Origin of the sequence: Frankia sp. Mgl5 (genome assembly GCF_023242985.1) — a bacterium.
Lineage (GTDB): Bacteria > Actinomycetota > Actinomycetes > Frankiales > Frankiaceae > Parafrankia > Parafrankia soli.
The window spans coordinates 44,028-68,388 of record NZ_JALKFY010000806.1 but is presented as its reverse complement, the minus strand read 5'-3'; the positions used below and the strand labels follow the sequence as shown (position 1 = coordinate 68,388).

The window sequence follows — 24,361 nt, the reverse complement described above, 5'->3', positions numbered from 1 at the left end:
CGGGGGGGCGCCCCCCCCCCGGCGCCCGCGCCCCCCCCCCCCACCCTGTTATTGCGTATTTCTGTTCCGGGTCGGCCGATCAATAGCTGGTGGTGGTCGTCCCGTGGCTGCGCGAGCGCCGGCGGAGCCGCCGAAGCCCGCGGGCTCCCGCACGGTCGGCCTTGTTGACGTCGCGTCGGGCCTCGCGGCGAATCCTGGGCAGCAACCTCATCGCCTTCTCCTTCGGCTCGTTCCCGGGTGTTCTCCTGCATGGGGTCGCATTGTCCGTTCGTCGACCTGTTGCAGGGATTCCCTGAACCATGCCGATAACACCTGCGATTTCGGCACCGTCCGACGAGGGGTGCCGATGCGGGAGTCCGGAGCGGGAGTCCGGAGCGGGAGTGCGGGCGAGCCGCACCCGGCTCCGGAGACGAGCGTCGAGCCGAGCCCGGCACGGAGGTGGGAGCCGAGCCCGGCGCCCGACTCCGCGCCGGACTCGGCTCCCGAGCCGGTGAGCCGCCGCTGACGGGGAATCGTGTCAGCGGCGGCGGCGTGCGGCGTTGACCGCGAGGACCGCCACCGGCGGGATCACCATCGAGGCCAGCATCATGCCCATCGCCACCGGGACGGAGTAGAGCCGCACCACCGCGCCCGCCAGCACGAACAGGGCCAGGCACAGCGCCATCGAGACCAGGTACCTGCGCCGTGCCCGCCGGCCGGGACCCCGCGTGGGGTAGTCCTCGTCCGGCCAGGTGGCCCAGGTCTCGGCCCCGCCGGGCGCCTCGTACGGGGGCGGCCCGGCTGGGCCGCCGTCCGGTGTCATGGCCTGGTCGGGCCCCACGACCCACTCGGCGGCGTCGGCTGGTGGGCGCCGGCGCGAGCGTCGCCGCCCGCCGGACGCCCCGCGCGGCCCCGGATGCGCCCGCCGGTCCGGGTTGCCCCGCCCGCCGGACGCCCGGCCATCCTCGGGTAGGGGAGCGGCAGTGGCATCGCCCCAGCCACCGGTGGCGGCCCAGCCACCGGCCTCGCCCCATCCGCTGGCGGAGTCCGTGCCCTTGCCTGGCCCCCTCTGATCGGAGGCCCGGCCGGACGCTCCCCGCCGGCCCGGGGCGGCACCCCCCGAGGGGGGTGCCGGGTCATCCGAGGTGCCCCGATTGCCGGAGGCCCCCCGTCCGGGGTTGTCCGCCTGCCCGCCGGGCGACGTGCGCCCGCCCGGGTTCGTTCGTCCGTCGGATCCGGGACGCCCGTCGGCGGGGTGGCGCCCGCCGGGCGCGGCCCGCCCGCCGGGCGGGCGCGCGCCGCCGGAGCGTCCCGGCTGGTCATATGCGTCGAGCAGATGGGCGAGCCACAGATCGTGGGCTCGCCGCATACCGGGGTCGCTCAACACCCGGTACGCCGCGTTCACCCGGAGGAACGCGCGTTGGGATCCGCCGGCGTCCGGATGGGCGCGCTTCACCACGCGCCGATAGGCGGCATGGACCTCCTCGTCCGAAGCCGTGGGTGCGATCCCGAGCACCTCGTACATCGAGGCCCGCAAGTACTGGGCCGACTGGCTTTTTGGCGTATCACGCATGGCGATCACCTCCCGGCGCCCGTGCAGTGGGGCGTCGCGTCGACCTGTTCCCACCGTAGGCGGGATCTCGCGGGTCGACCGCCGGCGGTCGCGGTGAGCGAGACCACGGATGGCCCGAAGGTCGGTCGCCGTCAGCCCGGCTTGGCCGTGACGAAGATCGACGTCGACGGAACGAACTGCCCCCGAAGGGGTCCCCACTGGCCCCACACCCGGTTGTGACCCTCAGGCCATTCCGGCTCGATGACGTCGAGTAGGACCAGGCCGGCGGCGATGATCTCGCGTACGCGGTCGCCCATCGTCCGGTGTGCCTCTATGTAGGTCGGCTCGCCGGTCTCGGAGTGCTCCGTGTACGCCCGGCGGTCGAAGTAACTGTGGAAGACGACTAGCCCATTGGCGTCGGGGGCGTCCGGCAGGCACCACACGAAGGGGTGGGTGGTCGAGAAGACCCAGCGGCCACCGGGCCGCAGGGCCCGGGCGACCTCCCGCATCAGCGCCGCGCTGTCGGCGACGAACGGGACGGCGCCGAACGCCGAACAGGCGATGTCGACGCTCTCCGAGCGCACCGGCAGCGTGATCGCGTCGGCCTGGAACAGCGGAACCGACACTCCGGTGCGGTCGTTCAGCGCGCGCGCCTGCGCGAGCTGGCCCGCCGACAGGTCGGTGGCGACGACGGTCGCGCCCTGCCCGGCCAGCCACCGCGAGCACTGCGCCCCGCCGCAGCCGACCTCCAGGACCACCCGGCCGGCCACGTCCCCGAGCAGCCGCGCCTCGGACTCGCGCAGCCCCTCCGGGCTCCAGCAGAAGTCGACGTCGCCCAGGAAGTCGCCGTGCTCGGCGTAGTACGAGGGGGCTTCGGAATCCCAGTAGTGCCGGTTCGCGGCGCGGGCGCCGGCGGAGTCGATCTCGGTGTACCCGTACGCGGGCCGGGCGCCCTGCTCGTCGTGCCCGTCCCCGTCGTGCTCGCAGTGCTCACTGTGCTCGTGGTGCTCACCGTGCTCGTGGTGCTCACCGTGCTCGTGGTGCCCAGCATGGGTGCCGTGCTCGGCGCTGTCGTTCTCGCGGGCGTCGATCTCGGAGGTGGAGATGTTCACAGCGGCCATGCTCGCATCGCGCCCCGACAGCTCACGGGGCGGTGTGGGTGACGGCGGCGCCGATCACCGCCCGGTCCTCCGCGATGCTCACCGGGGTGTAGACCACTGTGCCTGTGCCTGTGCGGTCGACCAGCCGGCCCCGCCGGCTCTCGCCGACGAGGCGGGCCCGGCCCTCCAGGGAACCGAGGCCGACCTCGCGGTCCACCGGCCCGAACGGGCCGGTCCCGGCCAGGCCCGCCTGCTCCGGAGCCTGGGTGGCGTACACGCGGACCACCGATCCGGGCACGGTCGTCCAGCGCAGCACGGTGCCACCGAGCGTCTCCCGCGCCTCCAGGTCGACGACGGCGCGCGGCCTGGCGATCACGCGGGCGGTGACCTCGGCGCAGGCCGCCGGGCGCAGCCCGTCCGACTCCTCGCCGGCCGCCACCCACACGCGGTAGCGGTAGACCGCGCCCGCCTGCACGTCGCTGTCGACGAAGGCCCCGCCGAAGCCGCGGTACCGGCGCATCGCCCCGCGCATCGAGGACGTCTCGTCGTGCGTCCGCTCGATGATCACCTCGTCGCGGCCGGGCACGGGACGCCAGGACAGCGCGACGGCGTCGTCCGTCATGTCGGCGCGCAGCGCGGTCACCGGCGGCAGCACCACCCGGGTGGCGCTTCGGGCCGGCGCCGACCGGGCACCGCCGCCTGCGCTCGGCCCGATCGCGACGACCTCGTGCCACACCTGGACACCCTTGGGTACCCCGGCGTCGAACAGCTCGGTCGCGGTGGTGTTGCCGAGACTGCGCTCCCGCCGCCCGCCGTCGGAGGAGTGATCCGGGACCACCCGGATCACCCGGTAGGTCTCGGCGCCCGGCGAGGGCTCCCAGGTGATCAGCAGCGCGCCGTCCTGCTCGACGACGGAGACCCCGGCGGGCGGCGGCGGCGCGCCGACCGGCCCGCCCGCGTCGACAGCCCCGCCCGCGTCGCCATGGCCCGCCGCCTCGTCGTGCCCGTCGGTCTCGGGGGCGGCGGGTCCGCCGGGATGGACGGGCCGAACGCTGGCGAGGGTCGTCGGGGCCTCGGGATCGACGCGGGGCACTTCCCCGGCCGGGCCGGTCGGTCGGAACTGACCGCTGCCGAACTCCGGCTCGCCCTCCAGCGTGCCCGGCACCCGCCAGGATCCGCCGCCGCCCTGGCCGCCCGCATCGCCCGCGCGGGCCTGCCAGCCCAGCCCGTCCGCCCGCACCACCGGACGGCCGCCCCGGTTCCCGAGCACGGCGGTACCGGTCGCGGCCACACTGCCAATGGACGGGCCACCACCACCACCACTACCGCCGCCCGCGGCCAGCCCGCTCCTGATCAGTGTGTCGAGCATCGACCGGGCGGCCCCGGCCGGCAGCCGCCGCTCCGGCTCCTTCTCCAGCAGGCCGGTCAGGACGTCCGCCAGCGGACCGGCGAGCCGCATCGGCGTCGGCGGGTGCAGCAGCACCGAGGCGAGCATCGCGCCGAAGCTCTCCCGCTCGAACGGCGGGCGGCCCTCGACGGCGAAGTACAGCGTCCCCCCGAGACTGAACATGTCGGCCTCGAAGGTGGCCGGAGCGTTGTTCAGCCGCTCGGGCGCCATGTACAGCGGGGTGCCGAGTACTCCGGTCACGGTGAGAGTCGGATCGCCGTCGCCGGTGGCGATTCCGAAGTCGGTGAGCACCACGCGTCCGTCCGTGCCGATCAGAACGTTGGACGGTTTCACGTCCCGGTGCACGATTCCCTGGGCGCGGGCGGCGAGCAGCGCGTCGATCATCGCGATGCCGATCCGGGCGACCTCCGGCACCGGCATCGGCCCGTCGTCCCGCACCACCTCGAACAGCGACCTGGACGGGACGAGTTCCATCACGATCCACGGCAGGCCGTCCTCGAGGACGACGTCCAGGATGGTCACCACATGCGGGTGGCCGCGCAGCTTGGCCGCGTGCCGCGCCTCGCGCAGCGCCCGCTCGACCCGTTCGGCGCGCTCGTAGTCGGGCACGCCACCGGCGAACTCGATCTCCTTGAGTGCCGCCTCGGTCTCCAGGACCTGGTCGAAGGCGCGCCAGACGGTTCCCATCGCACCGGCTCCGAGCCGTGCCACCAGCCGGTAACGACCGGCTACGACCCGTGCGCCATCCGGACCGACCGCCACCTGACCCCCTCGGCCGCACCCATCGCCCGGGGCCAGCATCTCAGGCCGGCGCCCGGACCGGGACGCGAGGACACATCGTAGACATCTCGCGGCCTTGACATCGCCCGGCGGACCACAGCGGCCGGTCGCCACGGCCGGCGGGTGGCCACGGCCGGCCCGCGGGTCGCTCGTCAGCTGGTGTACGGATTCCGCAACGTCATGGGCGTGCCCGCGATGTCAAGCGCCGACTGAGGGAAGCGGGAGCCCGCCCGGTAATAGCGGGCCCGGGTTCGGCCGACCGGTTCCAGGACCTGGGCGGTAGTGAGGTCGCGCAGGTCGCGTTGCGCCTGCTGCAGGCTCAGGCCCTCGGCCTGCTCGTAGCGTGAGCGGCGGACCCGCCCGGCCATGGCCACATCGTGCAGGGCGCTCACCACACGCTCGTCCAGACCGGTGCTCTCGGTGAATCCCGCGAGCGCCCCCCATACCCGCCCGGAGCGGTCGAGTCGGCCCTGAACGGTCTGGGCCTGCTGGTGGTAGGCGGTCAGATTGAACCGGATCCAGCTGGAGACGTCCTGGTCGGGAAGGTACGTCGCGCCCCGGTCGCTGAGTTCGCGGTAGTACTCCCAGGTGTTACCGGGCCGGCCGAGCCACGCCTCGACGGACGAGAACTCCGGGGCCAGGACACCTTCGCGGGCGATCATGAGCGTCTGCAGCGAACGGGACATCCGGCCGTTCCCGTCAGCCCAGGGGTGGATGGACACCAGGTGCAGGTGAGCCATTGCTGCCCGTATCAGCGGATGGGCGCCGTCGGCGGCGTTGAGCCAGCCGACGAGTTCGTTCATCAGGGCGGGGACGCCCTCGGCGCCCGGGGCTGTATAGGCCGCGATGCTGGGATCGCGGGCGTCGGTGACGTAGACCGGGCCTCGGCGCCACTGCCCGGCCGGCTTGCGCACGGTGTGACGGTGGCCCTGCAGCATCCAGTGCAGCGCGTTGAGTAGCCCTTTGCTGTAGTTGAAGTCCTCGGCGTCGTGGAGGGTCTGGATGTACGTCATCATCCGCTGATAGGCGAGGGTCTCCTCGCGGTTCTCGTCCGAGACCTCGACATCCCGCTCGCCAGCCATCAGATCCTGGACGTCGATCGTGGACACCTTGAAGCCCTCGATGGAGTTCGAGGCCGCGACGGCGTCGGCGGTCAGGAACTTCCGGAGCCCCTGCGTCCATTTCGACGGCGTGCTCTGGAGCTGGTGGCGCAGCGCATCCCGCAGGCCGTCGACCTCGCTGAGCACCTGATCGTCGGCAGGCCCGAGGGCTGGAGTGGGATGGAGCATGCATCGACGATAGATTGACATAGTCATCACGTCAAGCGGCGGGCTGCCGCTACCGGCGGCCTGATGCGCGAGAGAACTCTGGTCGGGCACTGCGTTTCGACTGTTCGCCTTCATCCCCCCATTGATCGGGTTTCGGATACGTTCCGTATCCGCATCGGTTAGCAGGTTCTCTGGGGGGAACGGGGCATGAGAGTTTGTAACGTGGGGCGGCGGCTGCGGGGACCCGGCCGGGGCAGACGCGTGGCGGTGATCGGTGCCGTCGCGGCGGTGGCAGTTTCCGCTACGGTGAGTAGCGCTCTGGCGGCGACGGTCCGTCCAGGGCAGTTGCGGCTCCCGACCAGTTCGGTGGTGAGTGGGGCGCAGGGCATCGGACTGAGCCTGGTCTACACCGCTCCCAGCGGGGCGGTGCCTGGCGCGGTGAGTGTCAGGGTGCCGGCGGGTTTCTCGACGCCGCAAACGGGTTCGGCGTCGGCCGAGGGCTTTCTGAGCACGAGTTCGTCGTGCGCGCAGTTCCAGATTTCCGGGACCGCCGCGCAGCCTGACGGATCGACCGTCGTCACGGTGGCGACGAACTGTGCTGCCGGGCAGATCGGAACAATCTCCTACGCCGACGTCACGGTGCCGACCGCGCCGGGAAGCTACGCGTTCCCGGGCACGTTCACGCCGGTCGGCTCCGTGCCGATCCCGTTCCCGACGACAGACACGATCACGGTGAAGGCCGGCGTGCTGGCCACGTTGACGATCAGCCCGCCCACCGCGACGATCCCCCCCGGGGCAACGCAGAACTACGTGGTGCAGGGCTTCGACGCGGTCGGCAATCCGCTGTCGAACCCGGGTGCGTATTTCACGATCGCCCCCGACGGCAGCTGCGCCCTGTCGACCTGTACCGCGGCAGTGCCCGGCGCGCACACCGTCACGGCCAAGGCCAAGGGGCTCACCGCCACGTCGGCGCTCACTGTCGTCGGTTCGTCGGACGCGGACCTGTCCATCGCCCAGACGGTCAGCACCGCCACGCCGGCCTACGGCAGCGCGGTGACCTTCACGACCACGGTGACGAACACCAGCGCCACAGTCACCTCGACGGGCGTCACCGCCACCGTCCCGGTACCCGCCGGGCTGGCGTCGCCCGCCCCGGACCCGTCGGGTTCCACGTCCTACAACCCGTCGACCGGTACGTGGACGGTCGGTTCCCTGGCTCCCGGAGCCAGCGCGACGCTGGCGCTGAGCGGCCTCGCCGGTGATGTGTCCCTTGGTACTCAGACGGTGACCACCAGCGTCACGGCGGCCACCCCCGACGCGAACTCCGCGAACAACACCGCCTCGGCCAGCGAAACGCCTCGGCCGGCAGCGACCCAGGTCGTCATCACCGCCGACCCCGGAAACCCCCCGCCGAACAACGTCGACATTGGTGTTCCCGGCACGGTGAGCTGGACGGCCACCCCCGTCAACGCGGACAGCCCCGCCGCAGCCACTCCGCCCGGGACGATCTCCTGGATCTGCGAGTCGGCGAGCGGCAATCCGTGCCCGGCCGTCCCGGCGCTCTTCCCGGGAAGCGACATCCGGGTACTGACGTTCGACCGCGGCCAGTTCTCCAGCGTCGACACCATCACCATCACCGCGCTGTTCGTTCCCGATGGCGCCACCGCCAACTACGTCCCTGAACAGGTCTTCGCGGCCACGAGCTTCACCCTCACCAACAACGGCTGACGGCCGCCCACGGCGCCGTCGAACGAAACGAACTGATGCGATCGGCTGGCGTTCCCGCCGTCGGTGGCACGCCAGCCGATCCGGCCGGACTGAGCGAAACCGGTCAGATGTCCCGGACCAGTACCCACTCCAGCTGAAGGTCGTTGACTGACGGGATGTTGTCGTCCGGGTTGTTGATGCGCATGAGCTCGTCCACGGTGGTGCCGTTCTGGCGGGCGATCTGTTCCCAGGTCTCGCCGACGTCGTCGGCGACGCGGAGAATCCGGTGCGCCCGGAATCCCGGCACGGTGATCTGCAGATCCATGCCGTCGGGGACGAAGTCGTCGGCCTGGTCGAGGTCGGCGTCGATGTTGAGCGCCGCGAACTTCGCCGCCGGGATCCCGGTTCCCCGGCTGATCCAGTCGTAGCCACGGCGTCCGCTGGTCACGGGGAAGGGCAGCCGTCGCGTCCCGCCGGGGAGCGCGGTGACGGGCGGCATCGGGTACCGCTTCCCGGCGTGGTTGACCGCGGTGCCGAGCAGTTCGGTGTGGCCTTGGAAGAAGGCCGCGTAGATCGCGTTCTCGCCGACAGTCCTTATCGTCTCGGTGACGCGTTCCACGAACGGCGCGTAGTCGGCGGTCGGGCTGTAGTTGGGCAGCCAGGTGTGGGAGGGCCAGTGGTGGTCCTGACCGGTGATCCGGAGGTTCAGATCCTGGATCTTCCCGGCCGAGAAGGCGCCGACGTGACGGGTCACCTTAACCGCGAGGTACTCACAGAATCCCTCGCGGACGACGACGCTGCGTTTGGTTGCCGTCGGCAGCAGCGGGTGCTGCAGGACGTGGATGTACTCATGGATCAGGAGCACGAATGTGTCCCACTTCTTCGCCGCCACCGCCGCCGACTTCACCTCTGACTCATCCGCGGCCCAGTCGAGGACCCAGGGCGTGATGAAGATGCGGGCGGTGTTCGGATCGGACATCGACATCTCGTGCGCCTCGTAGCGGATGAGCGCCTCGCCGTGCTCCGCGACGAACGGTTCGACCACCGACTTCTGATAAAAGGCCTTCTCGTCGAGGGTCCCGTTCTGATAGTGGAAGGAATGTTTCGCGGCCAGGGCCCGTACCACTTCGGTGCTCATCAGGTAGTCGACCATGTTGGCCGGCTCCGCCATACGGCCGAGTCGTCGCCGGGTGACCGCGTCGACCATGGAGACGATGGTCGGTGAATCGCCGTCGACCGTGAAGGTGAAGTTCCTTCTTATGGCAGCGAGGTCTGCGGGGAGAAGGGCATTCCCGATCCATTCGGCGAAGTATTCGTCGACAACCTCCTTTGCTGCCGCGGCGGCCGGGAGAAGGCTACCGAGGTCGATGACCCGGGCGTTCTCCTTCCTGTGGATACTGTCCTCCTTGGCGGCGATGGCTGCTGTGAGCGCGGCCCGGAGCTCGGCGGCGAACGCATCCCGCTCCCCCTGTGTCGGATGGGCCTGCTTCCAGGCGTGCCGATTGTCTTTCGTGGCCTGCGCGGGAGCGGCGGGTTCGGCCACGTCGGCCTCGGGAACGGCGACCTCCCGGGGAAGCGGGAGTCCCAGCAGTGCCCGGACGGTCGCTGTCTCGTCCGCCGTCAGCAGCTTGGTACCGGTTCGTTGCGACATGATCGACACCTATCCGTCAGGGGCACGTGAACGAAGCGTTGCAATATTTGCACGCAACTGACGGCTCAGGGTTATAGATCGCAGACTCGGTGCTACGTATGATTGTTCGGGTCCGCCTCAGGACCGGCGACCGGGCGTGGACGTGCTGGTGTGCGTCGCCACTGTCGGGTGACGATCTGATGCGGGTCGAGGATCACGGCTGACCGACGACGCGCCGACAATCGCGGAACCCGCGAATCCAGCTGATTCGGCGTTGTCCCGGTGCGAGGCTGGAACCGATCCAGGTCAGTCCTAGGAGGCACCCATGAGCGACCAGCAGGTGCGGATGATCGTCCTGTCGACGGACGATCTCGAGGAGTCGATCAAGTTCTACACCGAGACCCTCGGCTTCCCGCTGAAGTTCCGCGACGGCGCCCACTTCGCGGCTCTCGACGGCGGCTCGGTGACCCTCGCCCTGGCCACAGCGATCGACCATCCCATACCCGGCCAGGTCGTCGTGGGCGTCAAGACCGACGACGTCGACGGCGCGGCCAAGGCGATCGAGGAGAACGGCGGCGGCATCGTGAAAGGCCCCTACGACGACGCTCACGAGCGCCGTGCCGTGGTGTACGACAACAAGGGCAACGGCTTGGTCTTCTACAAGCCGCTTCCGCGCTGACGCGGATTCGATCCGTCCCAGGCGGGCGAGTCACCGGCCATCACGATCGCGACGACGCTCGCGAGCAGGCAGGCTGTCGCGATCTCGGTCAGGACGGGGATCGGCGCGCCGAAGCCCGCGAGCCGGGCGAGCACGAGACCGCCCGCCGCGCCGACGGCGGCCGCGAGAACCGTGGTGAGGGCGCGCCGCCCGCGGGCCGGGGCGAGCGCGTGGGCGCAGGCCGCGGCGACTGCGCCCGCGCCGACCGGCCCGGTGACGCCGACCGCCACACCGGCCGCGGCGGCCCCGAGCAGGGCGGCACCCGCCAGGCCCACCGCGGCCAGCGACACCAGGAGGAACCACGCCGGCAGCGTCGCGGAGCCCGGTCGTTCGGCGGGATCCCGCCGCCGGTCCGAACCTGGCTGGCTGGGGGAGCCTGGCTGGCTGGGGGAGCCGGCTGGCGCCGCGGAACCGGATGAGGTGGGAGCGGCGGGCGGGCCGGGGCGACCGCGGGGGTCGGGAACGTGCGCGATGACAGGGGGCGGATTCGTGCCCGCCCCGATCGAGGCCGTCGCCCGGGTCGCGTCGGCGTCCGCCTCGGGGCCGGCGCCGGCCATCCGACGTTCGCTGGCTGTCCGACGTTCGCCGGCCAGCTCCGCGCGCAGGCCGTCTCCGGTCAGCATTGTGAGGAGGTCGTGGGCGTCGGGGCGGTCGTGCGGTGACTTGTCCAGGGCGGCGAGCACCGGTCGGAGCAGGCGCTCGGGGATGTCGCTCAGGTCGGGCCGCGCGGAGCTGATCTGTAGTGCCACGATCTCCTGGGTGTCGCCGCGGAAGAGCCGGCGGCCGGTCGCGGCGAACCCGACGCAGAGGGCCCAGGCGTGGACGTCCGCCGCGGGCCCCGCGGTCTGCCCGCTGATCTGCTCCGGAGCCATCCAGGCGACGGTGCCGACGACCTCGCCGGCCCGGGTGTAGCCGCTGTAGTCGGCGGAGCGGGCCACTCCGAAGTCGATGACCTTCGGTCCGGACCAGGACATCACGATGTTCGCCGGTTTGAGGTCGCGGTGCACCACGCCGGCCTGGTGGATGGCGACGAGCGCCTGGGCCAGCCCGACGGCGAGCGTGTCGAGCTGGCGGTCGACCAGCGGGCAGCCGTCGCTCACCGCCGCGTTCAGGCTCGGGCCCTCCACGTACTCGGTGGCCAGCCATGGCTGCGGGCCGTTCACCTCGGCGTTGATGACGCGGGCGACGGTGGGGCCGAGCACGCCCCGCGCCGCCGACACCTCTGCCCGGAACCGGGCGCGGAACTCCGGGTCGGTGGCGTGCTGCGGGTTCGGGACCTTCACCGCGACCGGCTGGTCGTCGGGGCTGAAACCGAGGTAGACAATGCCCATCCCGCCGGCGCCGATCCGGTTGTACAGCCGGTAGGGGCCGATGACGCGGGGGTCGGAGTCGGTCAGCGGGCGCAGCACGGCCCACCTCCGCGTGGCCGGAGCCGGGCCGCTGCCACCGCGCCGTTACCGGCCACAGTCGGGTCCGCGGTGGAACCGCAGCCGGTAGTACTCGGCGGCCGCCGGATGCAGCGGGACGTAGCAGAACAACGGGCTCTCGTAGACGGTCAGCGCGTCCGGGACGCGGCGGCCGGCGGGATTGTCGCCCCACAGGGCCTGCTCGTACTCGGCCGGATCGACGAAGAGGTCGCCCGTCGCCCGCCGGACCAGCGCCGGGTCGGCCTGTTCGTGTGCCAGGACGCCGTTGGGCAGCGAGACGGTGTCCACGTCGGTCATCCCCGGGTAGTCCCGTGGCCCGAGGTGCCCGGGTGGGAAGACCGTGCCGGGGAAGTACCGCCCAGGCGGGTGGTAGACCTTCTCCCAGTCCGCCATGATCGCGTCGCGGAACTGCGCCAGGTCGAGGACCTGGAGTTTCACACCGTTGGCGAGCTCGGTCCGGATGCGCTCGGTGCCGGCGCCGCCGGCCCAGAACACCGCGTCCACGGCACCGGCGACCAGCAGCCGCAGCCCGTCGTCGATGGTGCCGTCCTCCAGCCGGGGGGAGCAGCCCGGCAGCCCGACGCGGATGAGCACGGTGCCGATCTGACGGGTGCCCGAGGCCGGTGGCCCGGCGGCGATGGCCCGGTCGCAGAGGTCCGCGAAGGTCCGCACGTCCGCGGTGCCGGCCGGGCTGCTCCCGGGCGCGCGGACGATCACGTGGAGGAGGTCGTCGTGGGCGGGCCCGAGCGTGCGCAGCCCCTCGACGAGGTGGCCGCCCCGCTGGGGCGAGAACTGGTTGACCGCCGACCCGGCGTCCACGGTCGTGCCGAGCTGGGCCAGCGCCAGCGAGCACGTCCGGTACTGCTGTTCCTCCAGGTGGTAGATGTTCTCCGCGGAGCCGCCGGTCGGGACGACCTCGACGTCCCAGTGCTCGGGCGCGGCCTGCAGCCGGGTGCGCAGCACCCGCGCGAACCGGTTGTAGGGCGATCCCACCTGGCCGGTGAAGATCTTCACGTCGTGGCAGGACGTCGCCTGCCGTTCCGGCGGCCAGGCGGTGTCCGGCGGGTCGTCGCGGGCGGTCAGCCCGAGGCCGATCGCCACCGCGACGGAGAGCGCCACAAGGCCGACGACTGTGACCCGCTGCAGGGTCGTCAGCGTTGCGCTCGACTGGCCGTGCCCCGGCCGGTCGAGCCTGGATTCCGTGGGCAACCCTCGTCCTTCCGCGTCCGATCGCGTCTGCTGAGCCCGCGACGACCCGAAATCGCGCCGTCCGTCGTCCTCCGCGTACTGTTCGTCGCCGAACAACGGCGGGCGCCCGCTTGGCGTGGCCGGCGGGCCCCGCGATTTCCGGGACGCCGCGAGTTGTCTCCGGAGAACGACCGTCCGTACCCGACACTGTCCGGAGCGGACACGTCCGAACCGGACGCCGAAACGTTGCGCCGCAGGCTATCGACTGGCGATTAACCGGCAGTCAACAGCCGGGTCCGGGTCCTGTCCCACGCTTTGGGTGTCGAACACCGGACACCTGGTCACAGCGCGTCGCACTGGTGGAACATCCCGGACATACCGGGGCGCCAATGGTGATCACAAGGTGGTGATCAGGGCGCTGTCAGCCACAGCTGGACCCCGTCGACGTCCGCCGGCCCGGCGCCGGCCAGGCCGGTCACCAGCCGGGCGAGCTCGTCCCGGTTCGCGCTCGGGCCGAGGATCACCGCGGCGGGCGCGAGCCGGTCGAAGGCGGCCCGCACGGCGGGATCGGCCAGGGCGGCCGCCGCGTCCGACCGGCCCTGCTCGACCGCCACCAGCGCGCTGTTGAGCGGGTCGGTCCACGCGTTGAAGACGGCGCGGCCGTCCGGCCCCGGGACGGTGCAGTAGCAGCCCGGGAGCCGGAACCGGTAGCCCGCCTCGGCCTGCCAGAGCATCGCCTCGGTGCGGGCCGGATAGGGGTAGGGCAGCACCAGCGCCGTCGATCCCTCGGGAACCGCGCGGACGGCGTCGCCGGTGAAGAAGGCGGGCGTGGCGGCCGGTGTCGCCACGTGGCTGCGCGGCACGAGCGGCGCCAGCATCACCGCGGTGAGCAGCACGAGCCCGGCCCGGGTGACCGGCCGCGGGAACCGGGCGGCCGCGGCGACGCGGGTCAGGCCCACCGCGAGGACGATCGCCACGGACATCGCCAGGTACAGCGCGAGCCGGGACGGGAGCGCGCTGCTGATCACCGGGAGGTTCTCCAGTGGCAGCCAGGGCAGGCGGATGCCGGTGACCCGTCCGTCCACGTGCAGGTGGCCGCCCAGGGAGAGCAGCGCCGTCACCGCGCCGAGCGGGGCGAACACCGCCACCAGCGGCTCGCGGCGGAACCGGACGGCGATCGCGGCCACCCCGAGCAGCAGGGGAAGCCCGAGGTAGCCGGTCACCTCGACCGCGTTGCCGGTGAAGCGCAGGCTGTGCCGTAGCGCCGCGTCGGGTGCGATCCGCTGGGCGGGGGTCGGCGTGACGAAGGTCAGCAGATCGGACACCGCGACGTTGTGCGGCTGGATGTTGCCGTGGACCCGCTGGTCGCCGAGGAACTGCGCGGTCAGCGGCCAGGCGAGCAGCGCCCCGGCCGTCGTGCCGCAGGCCGCCAGGCCCCGCAGCAGCGCGCCCGCCCGCGCGCGGACGGCGGCGCGGTGGACCAGCCCGGCGATGGCGAGCCCGAGCGCGCCGAGCAGCGCGGCGGTGGCCAGCACCTCCTCGCTGATCATGGCCTGGGCGGCGACCGCCAGGCCGAGCAGCACGCCGGTGCGCCCCGGTGGGCGCCGGCGCACGATCAGGTCGTCGAGCAGGAGCAGCAGCAGCGGCGGGAAGACCGCGAAGGTGAGATGCAGGTGACCGTACGACTCGCCGACCATGTACGGGCCGAAGCCGTAGAGCAGGCCGGCGACGGCGGCCGGCGGCGCCGGCACCCAGCGCCGCAGCACCCAGAACAGGGCGAACGCGGAGAGCGCCGGCGCCAGTGTCAGCAGCAGGGTGAGTGAGACGACGGGGCCGAACAGCGCGGTCACCGGCGCGGTCACCAGCCCGAGCAGCGGGACGGGCGTGCTCCACAGGATGTTCGTGCCGGTCGGGGCGTTCAGGTACGAGGTGACGAACGGGTCGATGCCTGCGGACAGGGCGTGCGGGACCCAGCCCAGGTACCACGCGAACAGCACCGAGTCGCTGTAGCCGTAGACCACGCCGCCGGGATCGGCCCACGCGGCACGGAAGACGGCGACGGCGAGCGCCAGGTACCCCGCGAGGACCGCCGCCGGGACCAGGCCCGCGCGGCCCAGCGGGCGCCGGCGGCGCCGCTGACGTCGGTGCCGGTGACTCGGCCGCGGCCCGTCCCGCCGCGCACCGGCGGGGACGGGATCAGGGGGGACGGGATCAGCGGGGAGGGGGTCGCTCGGCTCGGCGGGGTCAGCGGGATCCGCCGCGGTGCCGGTTGTCCGCACGGTTCCCCCTCGCTGCGCGCCGTCGCGCCACCCGGGGCCGGGCGCGTCCCCGACCCGGGAGCGATCTACCGTGACCAGACCCGGTTATGCCCGCATCGTGCCGTTGCGTGCCGGTCTGACCCTAGTCGGCCGGTGCGCGATCTTTGTCGCCACGTGTGACGTTCTACGGGCACAAAGACACTTCTGGCTACCCCCGTTCAGGTATCGGCCATGCAAAAGTCACGTGGGGTGACCGTTCCTCGGTGGGTGCTCCCGGGTCGCGCCCATCGGTCATCGGGCTACTCGCCCGTCTCGTCAGGGTGTGCGCCGACCTGCTCGCCGCCGCGGGGCCCCGCGGCGTGCCACTCGGCGACCAGGGCCGGCCACCTGCGGTAACGCGCGACCGCGTACCGGGGCGAGACGATGCCGCGGGGGTCGAACACCGCGACCGGGTAGCCCAGCTGCGCCCGGTAGCCGCGCTCGGCGACGATCACCCGCCCGCCGAGCCGCGCCACGCCGATCACGCAGGGGCATCTCGTCCACCGGGGCAGCCGCGCCGTCACCAGCAGGGACGGATCACGCCAGGCGTAGAGGCCGCACACGCAGTCGTCGCCCGGCAGGCGGTCGTGCCGCTCCTGCCCGGAGTCGTCGGTGCGCAGGCAGTGCGCCTCGGTCAGACCGTCCGGGTGCCACAGCAGGAACTCGGGCGGGAACGGTGACCAGGGGGTCCAGGCGGGGCGCAGCAGGCCGTCGGAGTCGACCGCCCACTGGCGCCACCCGAGCAGGCTCACCGTGGGATCGGCACGCGGCCGTCCTGCCCCGCCTGCCCGGTGGGGGCCGGCTCCTTCGCCGGTTCGGCCGGTACCGGTACCGGTACCGGTGGCGCCGTGGCTGGTGGTGCGGGGACCGGGGCGGGAGCCGTCAGCGGCTCCTGTTCCGGGAATCCGATCGGTTCGTCCTCGACGATGCGTTCCGGCTTGCCGACGTCGCCCATCAGACGACGGTCCTCCGGGATTCACGCCGGGGTCAATGCCCCGATTTGCCTGTCTCGCCGGGGCAGGCGGGCTACCCGGGACACTCGGCGCGGGGCCCCGTTGGGCGCTTCGATCTAGGCTGACCGTATGAAAATTCGCATCGGTGTCGGGTTCGCCGCCGTCCCCGGCCGGGAGTTCGCCGCCCGGGTCGACACGGCCGAGGCACTCGGTGTGGATTCGTTGTGGCTTTCCGAGCAGCTCTCCGCCGCGAGCGTCGATCCGCTCGCCGGCATGGCGTACGCCCTGGGCCGCACCAGCTCGATCAAGGTGGGTACCGGGGTCGCGGTCCTCCCCGGCCGCAACCCCGTCCTGCTGGCCAAGCAGCTGGCCACCATGGCCGCGCTGGCGCCGCGGCGGGTCCTGCCGGTGCTCGGGCTCGGGCCGGCCCGTCCGGCCGAGCGTGACGCGTTCCCGGTGCCGGCCGGGCGGCGCGGCGCGGTGTTCGACGAGGCGCTCCAGCTCCTGCGCCGGATGCTCGCCGAGGAGACGGTGACCTTCCGCGGCGAGTTCTTCGACGTCACCGACATCGGGATCGGGGACCGCCCGGCCCGTCCGCTCGACATCTGGCTCGGCGGGGCGGCGCCGGCCGCGCTGCGCCGTATCGGCCGCTACGGGGACGGCTGGCTGGCGAGCCTGGTCGACCCCGCCGAGGCCGCCGCGGGCATCGCCGCGATCAACGCGGCCGCCGCGGAGGCCGGGCGCGAGGTCGATCCGGAGCACCACGGGCTGAGCCTGCGGATCGCGTTCGGTGAGGTCCCCGCGGCGACGGCGGCGGCACTGCGGGGGCGGCGCCCCGAGCGCGACCCCGCCGACCTCGTCCCGCGCGGGTGGGCGCAGGCGCGCGAGCTCGTCGCCCGGTACGTGGACGCCGGGGTGAGCAAGTTCGTCGTGTACCCGCTGATCGACTCCGCCGGCTGGCCGGAGTTCCTCGACGGGTTCGCCCGCGAGCTCATGCCGTTGGAGACCTGACCGGCTCCCTGCGCAGCGCGGTCAGGTGATGGAGACGCCGCCGTCCACGACGAGGGTCTGCCCGGTGACGTAGCCGCCGGCGTCGGAGGCGAGGAAGACCAGCGCGGCGGTCAGCTCCTCAAGGTCGCCGAAGCGGCCGGCGAGGATCCGTGCCGACTGGCTCTCCAGGTACCCGGGCAGGTACTGGTCGGTCATCTCGGACTCGAAGAACCCGGGCGCCAGGGCGTTCACGCGGATCCCGCGCCGGCCCGTCCACTGCTGGGCGAGGTCGCGGGTCAGCCCGAGCAGGGCCGCCTTGCTGGCCGAATAGGCGGCCTGCGGGAGGCCGGCCGTCGTCAGGCCGAGCACGCTGGAGATGTTGATGATGCTGCTGCCCGGCCGCATGACGGCCGCGGCGGCCTGGGCCATCCAGTAGCAGCCGTTGAGGTTGACGTCGATGACCGAGCGGAACTGCTCCGGGGTCTCCCGCAGCGCCGGGTGGGCCGAACCGACCCCGGCGTTGTTGACCAGGATGTCGACCCGCCCGAAGGTGTCCATGGCGGCCGTGACGAGGTTCCGGCACGACTCCGGGTCGGCCACGTCGGTGCCGACGGCGACGGCCCGGCGGCCTTCCGCCTCGACCAGCGCGGCGGTCGCGGCGAGCCGGTCGGTGCGCCGGGCACCGAGAGTGACGTCCGCGCCGGCCTGGGCGAGCCCGCGGGCGAAGCCGACGCCGATCCCCGACGAGGCCCCGGTGACGATGGCGACCCTGCCGTCGAGGCGGAATCTGTCCAATACCGACATCTGTTTTCCGCCTTCGTGTGACCGGCGATGACATACCAGGACGGGCGGCGCGTACCCGCTGGGTGAGCTTCACCGGCGCGCCCCGGATCTCAGGATTCTCGGCTCCGCGGCGACCGGCCGCGACTGGTCCGCGTACGGGCGATCGGGGCGGGGCAGAAAGAGGAGGACGGCACCCGGATCACGTGGTACGGGCAGGTCGCCGCGTGCGGGCGATCGAAGGGACGGCGAGTCGGATGCGTGAACCACGAGCGTTCGACAAAATCAGGTCTCTTCGGTACTTCCCCTTTCTGGTGTTTCCCATCACAATCGTGGCCACCATCCTCGGCGGTAACCCGACCGGGACGGCGCCGGTGGAGGAGGAACCGTGGAGCAGGCTGAGGGACGTCGAGTCGCCGCGCGGACAACAACGGGAAGTCATGTGATCGTGGGCCTACGCGCGGGTGACGCCGGAGATCTCGCCGATGTCCTGCTCGCGGCGGAGCTCGCGGCGCGGATGGGTTCCTGCTTAGTCGTGGTCGCCGTGCGTGACCGATGGACGCGATGGGCCCGGTGGTCGGCCGGGATGTACGGAGCCTTCGGCATGGAGGGCGTGGCCTATGCCTCCCGCAGCGCCGAGCAGGAGGTCGACGACGAGTTCCAGCAGCGCGTCGCCGACGTCGTGGGCCTGGTGAACGTCGACTGGACGCTGGAGTGGGTCAGCGGCTCCTGCGAGCGGGCGGCCCTGCGCTACGCCCGCCGGAACCCCACCGCCCTGGTCATGTTCCGGCCCCCGTCGGCCCGGTAGCCGCGCCCGTTCGGCCTCCGTTCAGCGGCCGCCGGCGACGTCCAGGATCGCGCCGGTCGTGTAGGACGCGGCCGACGAGCACAGCCAGGCCACGGCCTGGGCGACCTCGTCGGCGGTGCCCGCACGGCCGATCGGGATGCTGCCCGCCATCCGGGCGGGCCGCCCCGGGTCCCCGCTGCTGAAGTGGATGTCGGTGGCGATGATTCCCGGGCGCACCGCGTTGACCCGCACGCCCTCGCCCGCGACCTCCCTGGCCAGGCCGAGTGTCAGCGTGTCGATCGCGCCCTTGCTCGCCGCGTAGTCGACGTACAGCCCCGGGCTGCCGAGCCTGGCCGCCGCCGACGACATGTTGACGATCGACCCGCCGGTGCCGCCGTGCCGGGTCGACATCCTGCGGACGGCCTCCCCGGCGCACAGGATCGACGAGACCGTGTTGACGGTGAACATCCGGGTCAGCCGGCCGGCGGTCATCTCGTCCACCCGCATCTGGCGGTCGACGATCCCGGCGTTGTTCACCAGGACGGTGAGCGGGCCGAGGCGGTCGGCCGCGGCGAAGACCCCGGGGATCTGCTCCGGATCGGCCAGGTCCACGGCGACGGCGGCGGCCCCGGCCGGCGTGCCGAGGGCCCGCGCGGCGGCGTCGCACTCCCGGACAACCTCCTGCGCGGCGGCCTCGTCCGAACGGTAGGTGACGCAGACCGTCCACCCGGCCCGCGCCAGCAGACGGGCGCAGGCGGCGCCGATGCCCCGGCTGCCCCCGGTCACGACGGCGACCCCCCTGCCCGCGTCCGACTGCTCCGGCTGAGTCATCGCGGTCATCACGACCCTCCCGATCAGCCGGGGATCTCCCCGGCGGCCCCGGCCTGCGTTTCGGGGCCCATTTTCCATCGGGTGGGGCTCGTGCCCGGCGCTCAGGCGGCGGAGCGGGCCAGCAGACGGCGGCGGCGCGGCCGCGGGACCGGCGCGGTGAGCGCCGGCCCGGTGAAGGCAGACGCGGTGAGGGCAGGCGCCGGAACGACGGGAGCGGGGACGGAGGCGGGAGCGGGAATGGGGGCGGAGGCGCCGCCGGCGATGACGCGGTAGGCCCGGACGTCCCCGACCCGTCCCTTCACCGGCCGCGGGTCGAGGGGGACGACGACGTCGGCGGGCAGCGCCGCCGCGGTCGCGGCGCTCACGATCGTGACACCCGCCTCCGCCATCGACTGGAGCCGCTGCGCGAGGTTCATCGTGTCCCCGACCAGCGTGTACTCCCGGTGCGCGTCGCAGCCCAGCAGGGCCGCCGCGACCTCGCCGGTGGAGACCCCGATGCCCAGCCCGAACGGCTCCAGACGGCGCCTGATCCACCGCTCGTCCAGGCCGCGCTGGCGCTGGTGCATCGCGGCCGCGGCGCGCACCGCACGCTCGCGATGGTCACTGGTCGGGTCCGGCGCGCCGAAGACGGCGATCACCGCGTCCCCGGCGTACTGCAGGACGGTGCCGCCCTCGGCGAGGATCGCCGCGTTCATCTCCCGGCGGTGCTCGTCGAGCTGGTGCGCCAGCACCATCGGGTCGGTGCGCTGCGCGATGCCCGAGTACCCGCGGACGTCCGACATCAGCACGGTGACGACGAGGCGTTCGGCGCGGCTCGCGGCGGTGGCGTCGTCGCGCAGCTTCTGAGCCAGGCCGCTGGGGAGCAGCCTGGTCAGGGCGACGTCCTGTTCCTCACGCTTCATCAGCGCCTCGTGCAGCATGCGCAGGCGGCGCAGCGCGCCGGCCTGGCCCGAGCTCGCGCCCTGCGCGAGCCGCAGCAGCAGCGCGTCGATCGCCGCGTTGACGGCGGCCGGGGTGTCGCCGTGGCCGGCGGCGATGGCGGCCACGGGGCGCCCGTGGGCGACGTCGCGCAGCAGCTCCTCCTGCTCGTGGGTCAGCGTCCCGGCCTCGCGGACGGGAGTCATCACCGCGGCGACGATGTCCGGGTCCAGCATGGAGCCGCCCGCGGCGACCTCGCGGATGGCGCGCGCCAGCAGGTCGGGGTCGGCGACCCGCTCCTTGAGCAGGTAGGCGTAGCCGGACAGGCCGTCACGCAGCAGCGTGATCGCGTAGTCGGGCTCGTCGTACTGGGAGAGCAGCACGATGCCTGTCGCCGGGCTCGCCGCCCGGATGCGCTGGGCCGCCCGGACCCCCTCGTCGGTGAAGTCCGGCGGCATCCGGATGTCGGTGACGACGACCCTGGGGCGCAGCCGCGCGGCGGCGCGGACCAGCTCGTCGTGGTCAGCGGCGACACCGATGACCGCGATGTCGGCGACGCGGGAGAGCAGCGCCCGCACGCCCTCCCGGACGATCAGGTTGTCGTCGGCGAGCAGCACGGTGATCGCTCCGGTGCTCCCGGTCTCGTCCGCTGGTCGGTGGCTGCCTGGTTCGTGGCCTGGTGTGGTGTCGCCCGCCGTGCCGTTGCGCGCCATGGCTCCATTCAGCCCGGTTCGCCTACACCGTCGCCAGCAGGCCAGGGTCACCCGCGCGGGGGTGCTGGCACCACCTTCGGCGGGCCGACTGCCCCCACCGGCGACGGCTCACCGGGGCCCGGCAAGGTCCTGGCCGGGGCTTTCGCGGCTTAGGCCGGCCCTCGGCGCCTGCCGGGCGCGCCGGGGCCGCCCGCCGGGCCCGAACCGAGCCGTACCAAGGCCGGGGGCGGTGACCCCATCGCGATCGGGGGGCTGGCACCACTGCCTTTCCGGGCCGAAACGCCGACACTCGGACAGGTCGCGGCCCACGCCCGTCGAGGCCGCGCACAGCCGGGGACGGCGGCGCCCGGGAACTGTCGGACCTGTCGGCGACACTCAGGGCGTCGTGTCCGTGGTGCCCAGCGTCATCGGTCGTCCGGCGGTAACGGTTGCCGAGCGAAATCGGTTGCCGTGTGGCGTTGGTTTGCCGAGTGTTGGTCTACGGGGGCGGCTGCCGGGTGTCACGTCCGGTGCGGTGGGCCCGTCCTTGTGGCGGGTCCGGAACGCGTCGACGAGGAGGGGAAACATGGTCGGGGCTCCTTCGGCCGCGCTGCCACGGCAGCGACCCGCGGCCGTACCGGTGGCGTTGCCTGGGCTGATTCCCTTCGCGCCACCACCAGCCGCCGCGTCCGCGCGCCGCGCCGGCGCGGCGCACGCCGGCGCGCCGCCCGGCCTGGGCGACGCGCCGCCCGCCGGGGCGGGGGCCGTGGCCCGGCTCGCCCATGTCGGGTCGTGGCCCTCGCACGCCTTCGAACGGGTGCGCCCGCGGTGGGCGGGAGCGCGGCTCGGCCTGCTCGCCTACACGGTGGGCCAGGTCATCCTGCTCGGGCTGCTCTACGTCGGCTACAGCCTGAGCCGGCACCTGGCTACCGGCCGCGAGCCCGACGCACTCGGGCACGCTGTTGACGTCTGGCGGCTGGAGCGGTTCCTGCGCCTGCCCGACGAGGCCTCGCTGCAGGGCGTCGCGCTGGCGCACCAGTGGCTGCCGCACGGGGCGAACTGGTACTACGTCGGCGTCCACTTCCCGGCGGCCATCCTGCTGCTGGTGTGGGTGTTCGCCCGGCACCGCGACCACTGGCGCCGAGTCCGCAACGTGATCATCCTGGCGACGGGCGCCGGCCTGGGGATCCACCTGCTCTACCCGCTCGCGCCGCCGCGTTTCCTCCCACGGGTCGACTCGTCGGTCGGCCTGGTCGACACCGGAACGCTCTTCGGGCCGTCGCCGTACGGGAAGGGCAGCGGCGGGGTCGCCAACCAGTACGCCGCGATGCCCAGTCTGCACGTGGGGTGGGCGATCCTCGAGGCGTGGGCGGTGGTCACCATCCTGCGCCACCGGATGCGCTGGCTCGCGGTGATCCAGCCGCTGGCGACCGTCGCCGTGGTCGTGCTGACCGCCAACCACTTCTGGCTGGACGGCATCGTGGGCGGCACCCTGGTCGCGGGCGCGGTGCTGCTCGTCGGCCGCCGTCGCCCGGTGCCGGAGCAGCCCGCCCTGGTGAGCCTCGGGTTCCGGCCGTCCGTGGCCCCGCGGCCGGCCGCATCCGCGGGGTCCGCGGAGGTCTCGGCTGTGTCCCCGGGTGTCTCGGCGGTGCCTCCGGCGGTCGTGCCCTTGGCGGTCGTGCCCGCGGAGCCGGTAGTGCCCGCGCAGTCATCAGTGCCCGCGCAGTCATCAGCGCCCGCGGAGCCGGCGGTACCCGCGGAGCCGGCAGTGCCGCCCCAGCACGGGCTCGAGAGCCCCGGAACCGGGAATGCCCCGGGGGACAGGCCGACTGCGCACACCGATCCCGTGTCGGCCGTGACGTAGCGTGACACGGCCGTGGGAGTCCCGCGGCCACCCGGATCTTCGGAGGGCAGTGTGGAGACCGTCGACGTCGTGATCGTCGGGGCGGGGCTGGCCGGGCTCTCTGCGGCGGCCGAACTCACCAACACCGGGCTCGCTGGTACCGGGTTCGCCGGCACCGGGCCGGGTGCCGTGTCCGATGCTTCCGGTGCCTCGGGTGGGCTGGGCGTCCTCGTCCTGGAGTCCTCCGACGACGTCGGCGGCCGGGTCCGCACGGACGAGGTGGACGGCTTCCTTCTCGACCGCGGTTTCCAGGTGCTTCTGCCGTCCTACCCGGAGATCCGCCGGCAGGTCGACCTGCCGGCGCTCCAGCCGCGCTCCTTCCCCCGTTCCGTGCTGTTACGCGACGGCGTGCGGTCGGTGCTGCTCGGCGACCCGCTCCAGGATGTCGCGGCTCTCGGTGGTCTCCTTCCGGGCCGGGCCCTCGGTGCCTTCGACCTCGCGAAGCTCGCCGCGACCTCGGCGCGGGACCTGCTGGCCCGGCCGGAGTCGATCATCGCCGGTCCCGAGCGGACAACACACGCCGAACTGCTCGCCGCGGGGCTGTCGCCCGGCGCGGTCGAACGCGTCCTGGCACCGTTCCTGCGCGGTGTGTTCCTGGAGGGCGATCTCGACACGTCCAGCCGCTTCTTCCACCTGGTGTGGCGCTGCTTCCTGCGCGCGGCTCCCGTCCTGCCGGCGCGCGGGATGGCCGAGCTGCCCCGGCACCTCGCCGCCCGCCTGCCCCCCGGGACCATCCGGTTCGGACAGGAGGTCGTCGAGATCGCCGACGCCCCCGGGCCGAACGGGCCGTCCACCGCTGGGCTGACGGAGGTGCGGCTCGCCGGCGGCGGCGTGGTGCGCGCCCGTGCCGTGGTCGTCGCCACCGATGGTGAGGTCGCCGCCCGGCTGCTGCCCGGCCTGCGTGCGCCGAACTGGCACGGCGTCACGACCTGGTACTTCAGTGCGCCGGCACCGCCGATGCGCGGCGGCGCGCTCGTGCTCGACGCCCGCGCCAGTCCCGGCCCCGTGGTGAACACCGTCGTTCTCAGCGCGGTCGCGCCGGAGTACGCCCCGGCGGGTGCCGACCTCGTCGCCGCATCCGTGCTCGGCGCGGGCAGCGGCGGCGTGAGCGGCAGTAGTGGTACGAGCGGCGTCGCCGGCGGTGCCGGCGGCGCGGTGGACGAGTCGACCGTGCGGCGCCAGCTCTCCCTGCTCTACGGCGCGGAGACGGCTGACTGGGTGACGCTGGCCCGCGTCGACGTGCCTCGGGCGCTGCCCGCGATGCCCAGCCCGCATCCGCTGCGCCGGCCGGTGCGGCACTCGCCCGGCCGCTACGTGTGCGGCGACCACCGCGACACCAGCTCCATCCAGGGCGCCCTGTTCTCCGGCCGGCGGGCAGCCGAGGCGGTCCGCCGGGATCTCACATCCTGACCGTGCCACCGGTTCCCGGGCACCTGGGCACGCTGACCTCGGC

20 protein-coding genes are annotated in these 24,361 nt (G+C 73.1%); 6 read left to right on the top strand and 14 right to left on the bottom strand.

Annotation, left to right across the window (positions count from 1 at the left end):
* Nucleotides 1–79: 79 nt before the first annotated feature.
* The 5 genes from MXD62_RS39465 to MXD62_RS29620 all read right to left on the bottom strand — a co-directional run bounded on the left by MXD62_RS39465 (nucleotide 80) and on the right by MXD62_RS29620 (nucleotide 6,108).
* Complete coding sequence (locus MXD62_RS39465) at nucleotides 80–211, bottom strand: hypothetical protein (protein WP_275078515.1); 132 nt, start codon at nucleotides 209–211, stop codon at nucleotides 80–82.
* Between the two features lie 306 nt (nucleotides 212–517).
* A complete protein-coding gene (locus tag MXD62_RS29635) occupies nucleotides 518–1,552 on the bottom strand; it encodes a DnaJ domain-containing protein (RefSeq protein ID WP_248832674.1) in 1,035 nt (344 codons plus the stop codon).
* Nucleotides 1,553–1,683: 131 nt separating this feature from the next.
* Entirely contained in the window at nucleotides 1,684–2,652 is a 969-nt protein-coding gene (locus tag MXD62_RS29630; protein WP_248832673.1) for a class I SAM-dependent methyltransferase, read from the bottom strand.
* A gap of 22 nt (nucleotides 2,653–2,674) precedes the next feature.
* Entirely contained in the window at nucleotides 2,675–4,801 is a 2,127-nt protein-coding gene (locus tag MXD62_RS29625; protein ID WP_248832672.1) for a serine/threonine-protein kinase, read from the bottom strand.
* A gap of 170 nt (nucleotides 4,802–4,971) precedes the next feature.
* Nucleotides 4,972–6,108: a Fic family protein gene (locus MXD62_RS29620; protein WP_248832671.1), complete on the bottom strand. Its 1,137-nt coding sequence runs from the start codon at nucleotides 6,106–6,108 to the stop codon at nucleotides 4,972–4,974.
* A gap of 285 nt (nucleotides 6,109–6,393) precedes the next feature.
* Between MXD62_RS29620 and MXD62_RS29615 the strand changes: the two genes are divergently transcribed.
* Nucleotides 6,394–7,815, top strand: coding sequence for a DUF11 domain-containing protein (locus tag MXD62_RS29615; RefSeq protein ID WP_248832670.1), 1,422 nt, complete (start codon nucleotides 6,394–6,396; stop codon nucleotides 7,813–7,815).
* Nucleotides 7,816–7,918: 103 nt separating this feature from the next.
* Here MXD62_RS29615 and MXD62_RS29610 read toward each other — a convergent pair whose 3' ends face one another.
* Nucleotides 7,919–9,445: a LysM domain-containing protein gene (locus MXD62_RS29610; RefSeq protein WP_248832669.1), complete on the bottom strand. Its 1,527-nt coding sequence runs from the start codon at nucleotides 9,443–9,445 to the stop codon at nucleotides 7,919–7,921.
* Nucleotides 9,446–9,749: 304 nt separating this feature from the next.
* Between MXD62_RS29610 and MXD62_RS29605 the strand changes: the two genes are divergently transcribed.
* Nucleotides 9,750–10,103: a VOC family protein gene (locus MXD62_RS29605; RefSeq protein ID WP_248832668.1), complete on the top strand. Its 354-nt coding sequence runs from the start codon at nucleotides 9,750–9,752 to the stop codon at nucleotides 10,101–10,103.
* Here the strand turns inward: MXD62_RS29605 and MXD62_RS29600 are convergent.
* From MXD62_RS29600 to MXD62_RS29580, 5 genes are all read right to left on the bottom strand, one after another.
* Nucleotides 10,082–11,551 carry a serine/threonine-protein kinase gene (locus MXD62_RS29600; RefSeq protein WP_248832667.1) on the bottom strand — a complete coding sequence of 490 codons (1,470 nt, stop codon included), beginning with the start codon at nucleotides 11,549–11,551 and terminating at the stop codon, nucleotides 10,082–10,084. The genes MXD62_RS29605 and MXD62_RS29600 overlap by 22 nt on opposite strands.
* A gap of 45 nt (nucleotides 11,552–11,596) precedes the next feature.
* Nucleotides 11,597–12,778, bottom strand: coding sequence for a TAXI family TRAP transporter solute-binding subunit (locus MXD62_RS29595; RefSeq protein ID WP_248832666.1), 1,182 nt, complete (start codon nucleotides 12,776–12,778; stop codon nucleotides 11,597–11,599).
* A gap of 389 nt (nucleotides 12,779–13,167) precedes the next feature.
* A complete protein-coding gene (locus MXD62_RS29590; RefSeq protein WP_248832665.1) occupies nucleotides 13,168–15,036 on the bottom strand; it encodes a hypothetical protein in 1,869 nt (622 codons plus the stop codon).
* Nucleotides 15,037–15,314: 278 nt separating this feature from the next.
* Nucleotides 15,315–15,806, bottom strand: a complete 492-nt coding sequence (locus tag MXD62_RS29585; RefSeq protein ID WP_248832664.1) for a hypothetical protein — start codon at nucleotides 15,804–15,806, stop codon at nucleotides 15,315–15,317.
* Nucleotides 15,803–16,009 (bottom strand): hypothetical protein, encoded by a 207-nt coding sequence (locus MXD62_RS29580; RefSeq protein WP_248832663.1) that lies wholly within the window; start codon nucleotides 16,007–16,009, stop codon nucleotides 15,803–15,805. Before MXD62_RS29580 ends, MXD62_RS29585 begins: the two co-directional genes overlap by 4 nt.
* Before the next feature lie 127 nt (nucleotides 16,010–16,136).
* On the opposite strand from MXD62_RS29580, the gene MXD62_RS29575 reads away from it, so the two are divergent.
* Nucleotides 16,137–17,018 (top strand): TIGR03854 family LLM class F420-dependent oxidoreductase, encoded by an 882-nt coding sequence (locus tag MXD62_RS29575; protein WP_248832662.1) that lies wholly within the window; start codon nucleotides 16,137–16,139, stop codon nucleotides 17,016–17,018.
* A gap of 21 nt (nucleotides 17,019–17,039) precedes the next feature.
* On the opposite strand, the gene MXD62_RS29570 is transcribed toward MXD62_RS29575, so the two are convergent.
* Nucleotides 17,040–17,801 (bottom strand): glucose 1-dehydrogenase, encoded by a 762-nt coding sequence (locus tag MXD62_RS29570; protein ID WP_248832661.1) that lies wholly within the window; start codon nucleotides 17,799–17,801, stop codon nucleotides 17,040–17,042.
* Between the two features lie 364 nt (nucleotides 17,802–18,165).
* Here MXD62_RS29570 and MXD62_RS29565 point away from each other — a divergent pair, with 364 nt between their 5' ends.
* On the top strand, nucleotides 18,166–18,585 hold the full coding sequence (locus MXD62_RS29565) for a hypothetical protein (RefSeq protein WP_020463852.1): 420 nt from the start codon (nucleotides 18,166–18,168) through the stop codon (nucleotides 18,583–18,585).
* 21 nt (nucleotides 18,586–18,606) lie between these two features.
* On the opposite strand, the gene MXD62_RS29560 is transcribed toward MXD62_RS29565, so the two are convergent.
* Both MXD62_RS29560 and MXD62_RS29555 read right to left on the bottom strand, forming a co-directional pair.
* Nucleotides 18,607–19,395, bottom strand: coding sequence for an SDR family oxidoreductase (locus tag MXD62_RS29560; RefSeq protein WP_248832688.1), 789 nt, complete (start codon nucleotides 19,393–19,395; stop codon nucleotides 18,607–18,609).
* A gap of 101 nt (nucleotides 19,396–19,496) precedes the next feature.
* Nucleotides 19,497–21,026 (bottom strand): adenylate/guanylate cyclase domain-containing protein, encoded by a 1,530-nt coding sequence (locus MXD62_RS29555; RefSeq protein ID WP_248832660.1) that lies wholly within the window; start codon nucleotides 21,024–21,026, stop codon nucleotides 19,497–19,499.
* 565 nt (nucleotides 21,027–21,591) lie between these two features.
* Here MXD62_RS29555 and MXD62_RS29550 point away from each other — a divergent pair.
* Nucleotides 21,592–22,869 (top strand): phosphatase PAP2 family protein, encoded by a 1,278-nt coding sequence (locus MXD62_RS29550; RefSeq protein WP_248832659.1) that lies wholly within the window; start codon nucleotides 21,592–21,594, stop codon nucleotides 22,867–22,869.
* Between the two features lie 51 nt (nucleotides 22,870–22,920).
* Entirely contained in the window at nucleotides 22,921–24,318 is a 1,398-nt protein-coding gene (locus MXD62_RS29545; protein WP_248832658.1) for an FAD-dependent oxidoreductase, read from the top strand.
* The last annotated feature ends 43 nt before the right edge of the window (nucleotides 24,319–24,361 follow it).

Excerpts from the sequence above, each read along its gene's own strand:
- MXD62_RS39465 (WP_275078515.1), bottom strand. The coding sequence starts at position 211 with ATGAGGTTGCTGCCCAGGATTCGCCGCGAGGCCCGACGCGACGTCAAC.
- MXD62_RS29635 (WP_248832674.1), bottom strand. The coding sequence starts at position 1,552 with ATGCGTGATACGCCAAAAAGCCAGTCGGCCCAGTACTTGCGGGCCTCG.
- MXD62_RS29630 (WP_248832673.1), bottom strand. The coding sequence starts at position 2,652 with ATGGCCGCTGTGAACATCTCCACCTCCGAGATCGACGCCCGCGAGAAC.
- MXD62_RS29620 (WP_248832671.1), bottom strand. The coding sequence starts at position 6,108 with ATGCTCCATCCCACTCCAGCCCTCGGGCCTGCCGACGATCAGGTGCTC.
- MXD62_RS29610 (WP_248832669.1), bottom strand. The coding sequence starts at position 9,445 with ATGTCGCAACGAACCGGTACCAAGCTGCTGACGGCGGACGAGACAGCG.
- MXD62_RS29605 (WP_248832668.1), top strand. The coding sequence starts at position 9,750 with ATGAGCGACCAGCAGGTGCGGATGATCGTCCTGTCGACGGACGATCTC.
- MXD62_RS29580 (WP_248832663.1), bottom strand. The coding sequence starts at position 16,009 with ATGGGCGACGTCGGCAAGCCGGAACGCATCGTCGAGGACGAACCGATC.
- MXD62_RS29575 (WP_248832662.1), top strand. The coding sequence starts at position 16,137 with ATGAAAATTCGCATCGGTGTCGGGTTCGCCGCCGTCCCCGGCCGGGAG.
- MXD62_RS29570 (WP_248832661.1), bottom strand. The coding sequence starts at position 17,801 with ATGTCGGTATTGGACAGATTCCGCCTCGACGGCAGGGTCGCCATCGTC.
- MXD62_RS29560 (WP_248832688.1), bottom strand. The coding sequence starts at position 19,395 with ATGACTCAGCCGGAGCAGTCGGACGCGGGCAGGGGGGTCGCCGTCGTG.
- MXD62_RS29555 (WP_248832660.1), bottom strand. The coding sequence starts at position 21,026 with ATGGCGCGCAACGGCACGGCGGGCGACACCACACCAGGCCACGAACCA.
- MXD62_RS29550 (WP_248832659.1), top strand. The coding sequence starts at position 21,592 with ATGGTCGGGGCTCCTTCGGCCGCGCTGCCACGGCAGCGACCCGCGGCC.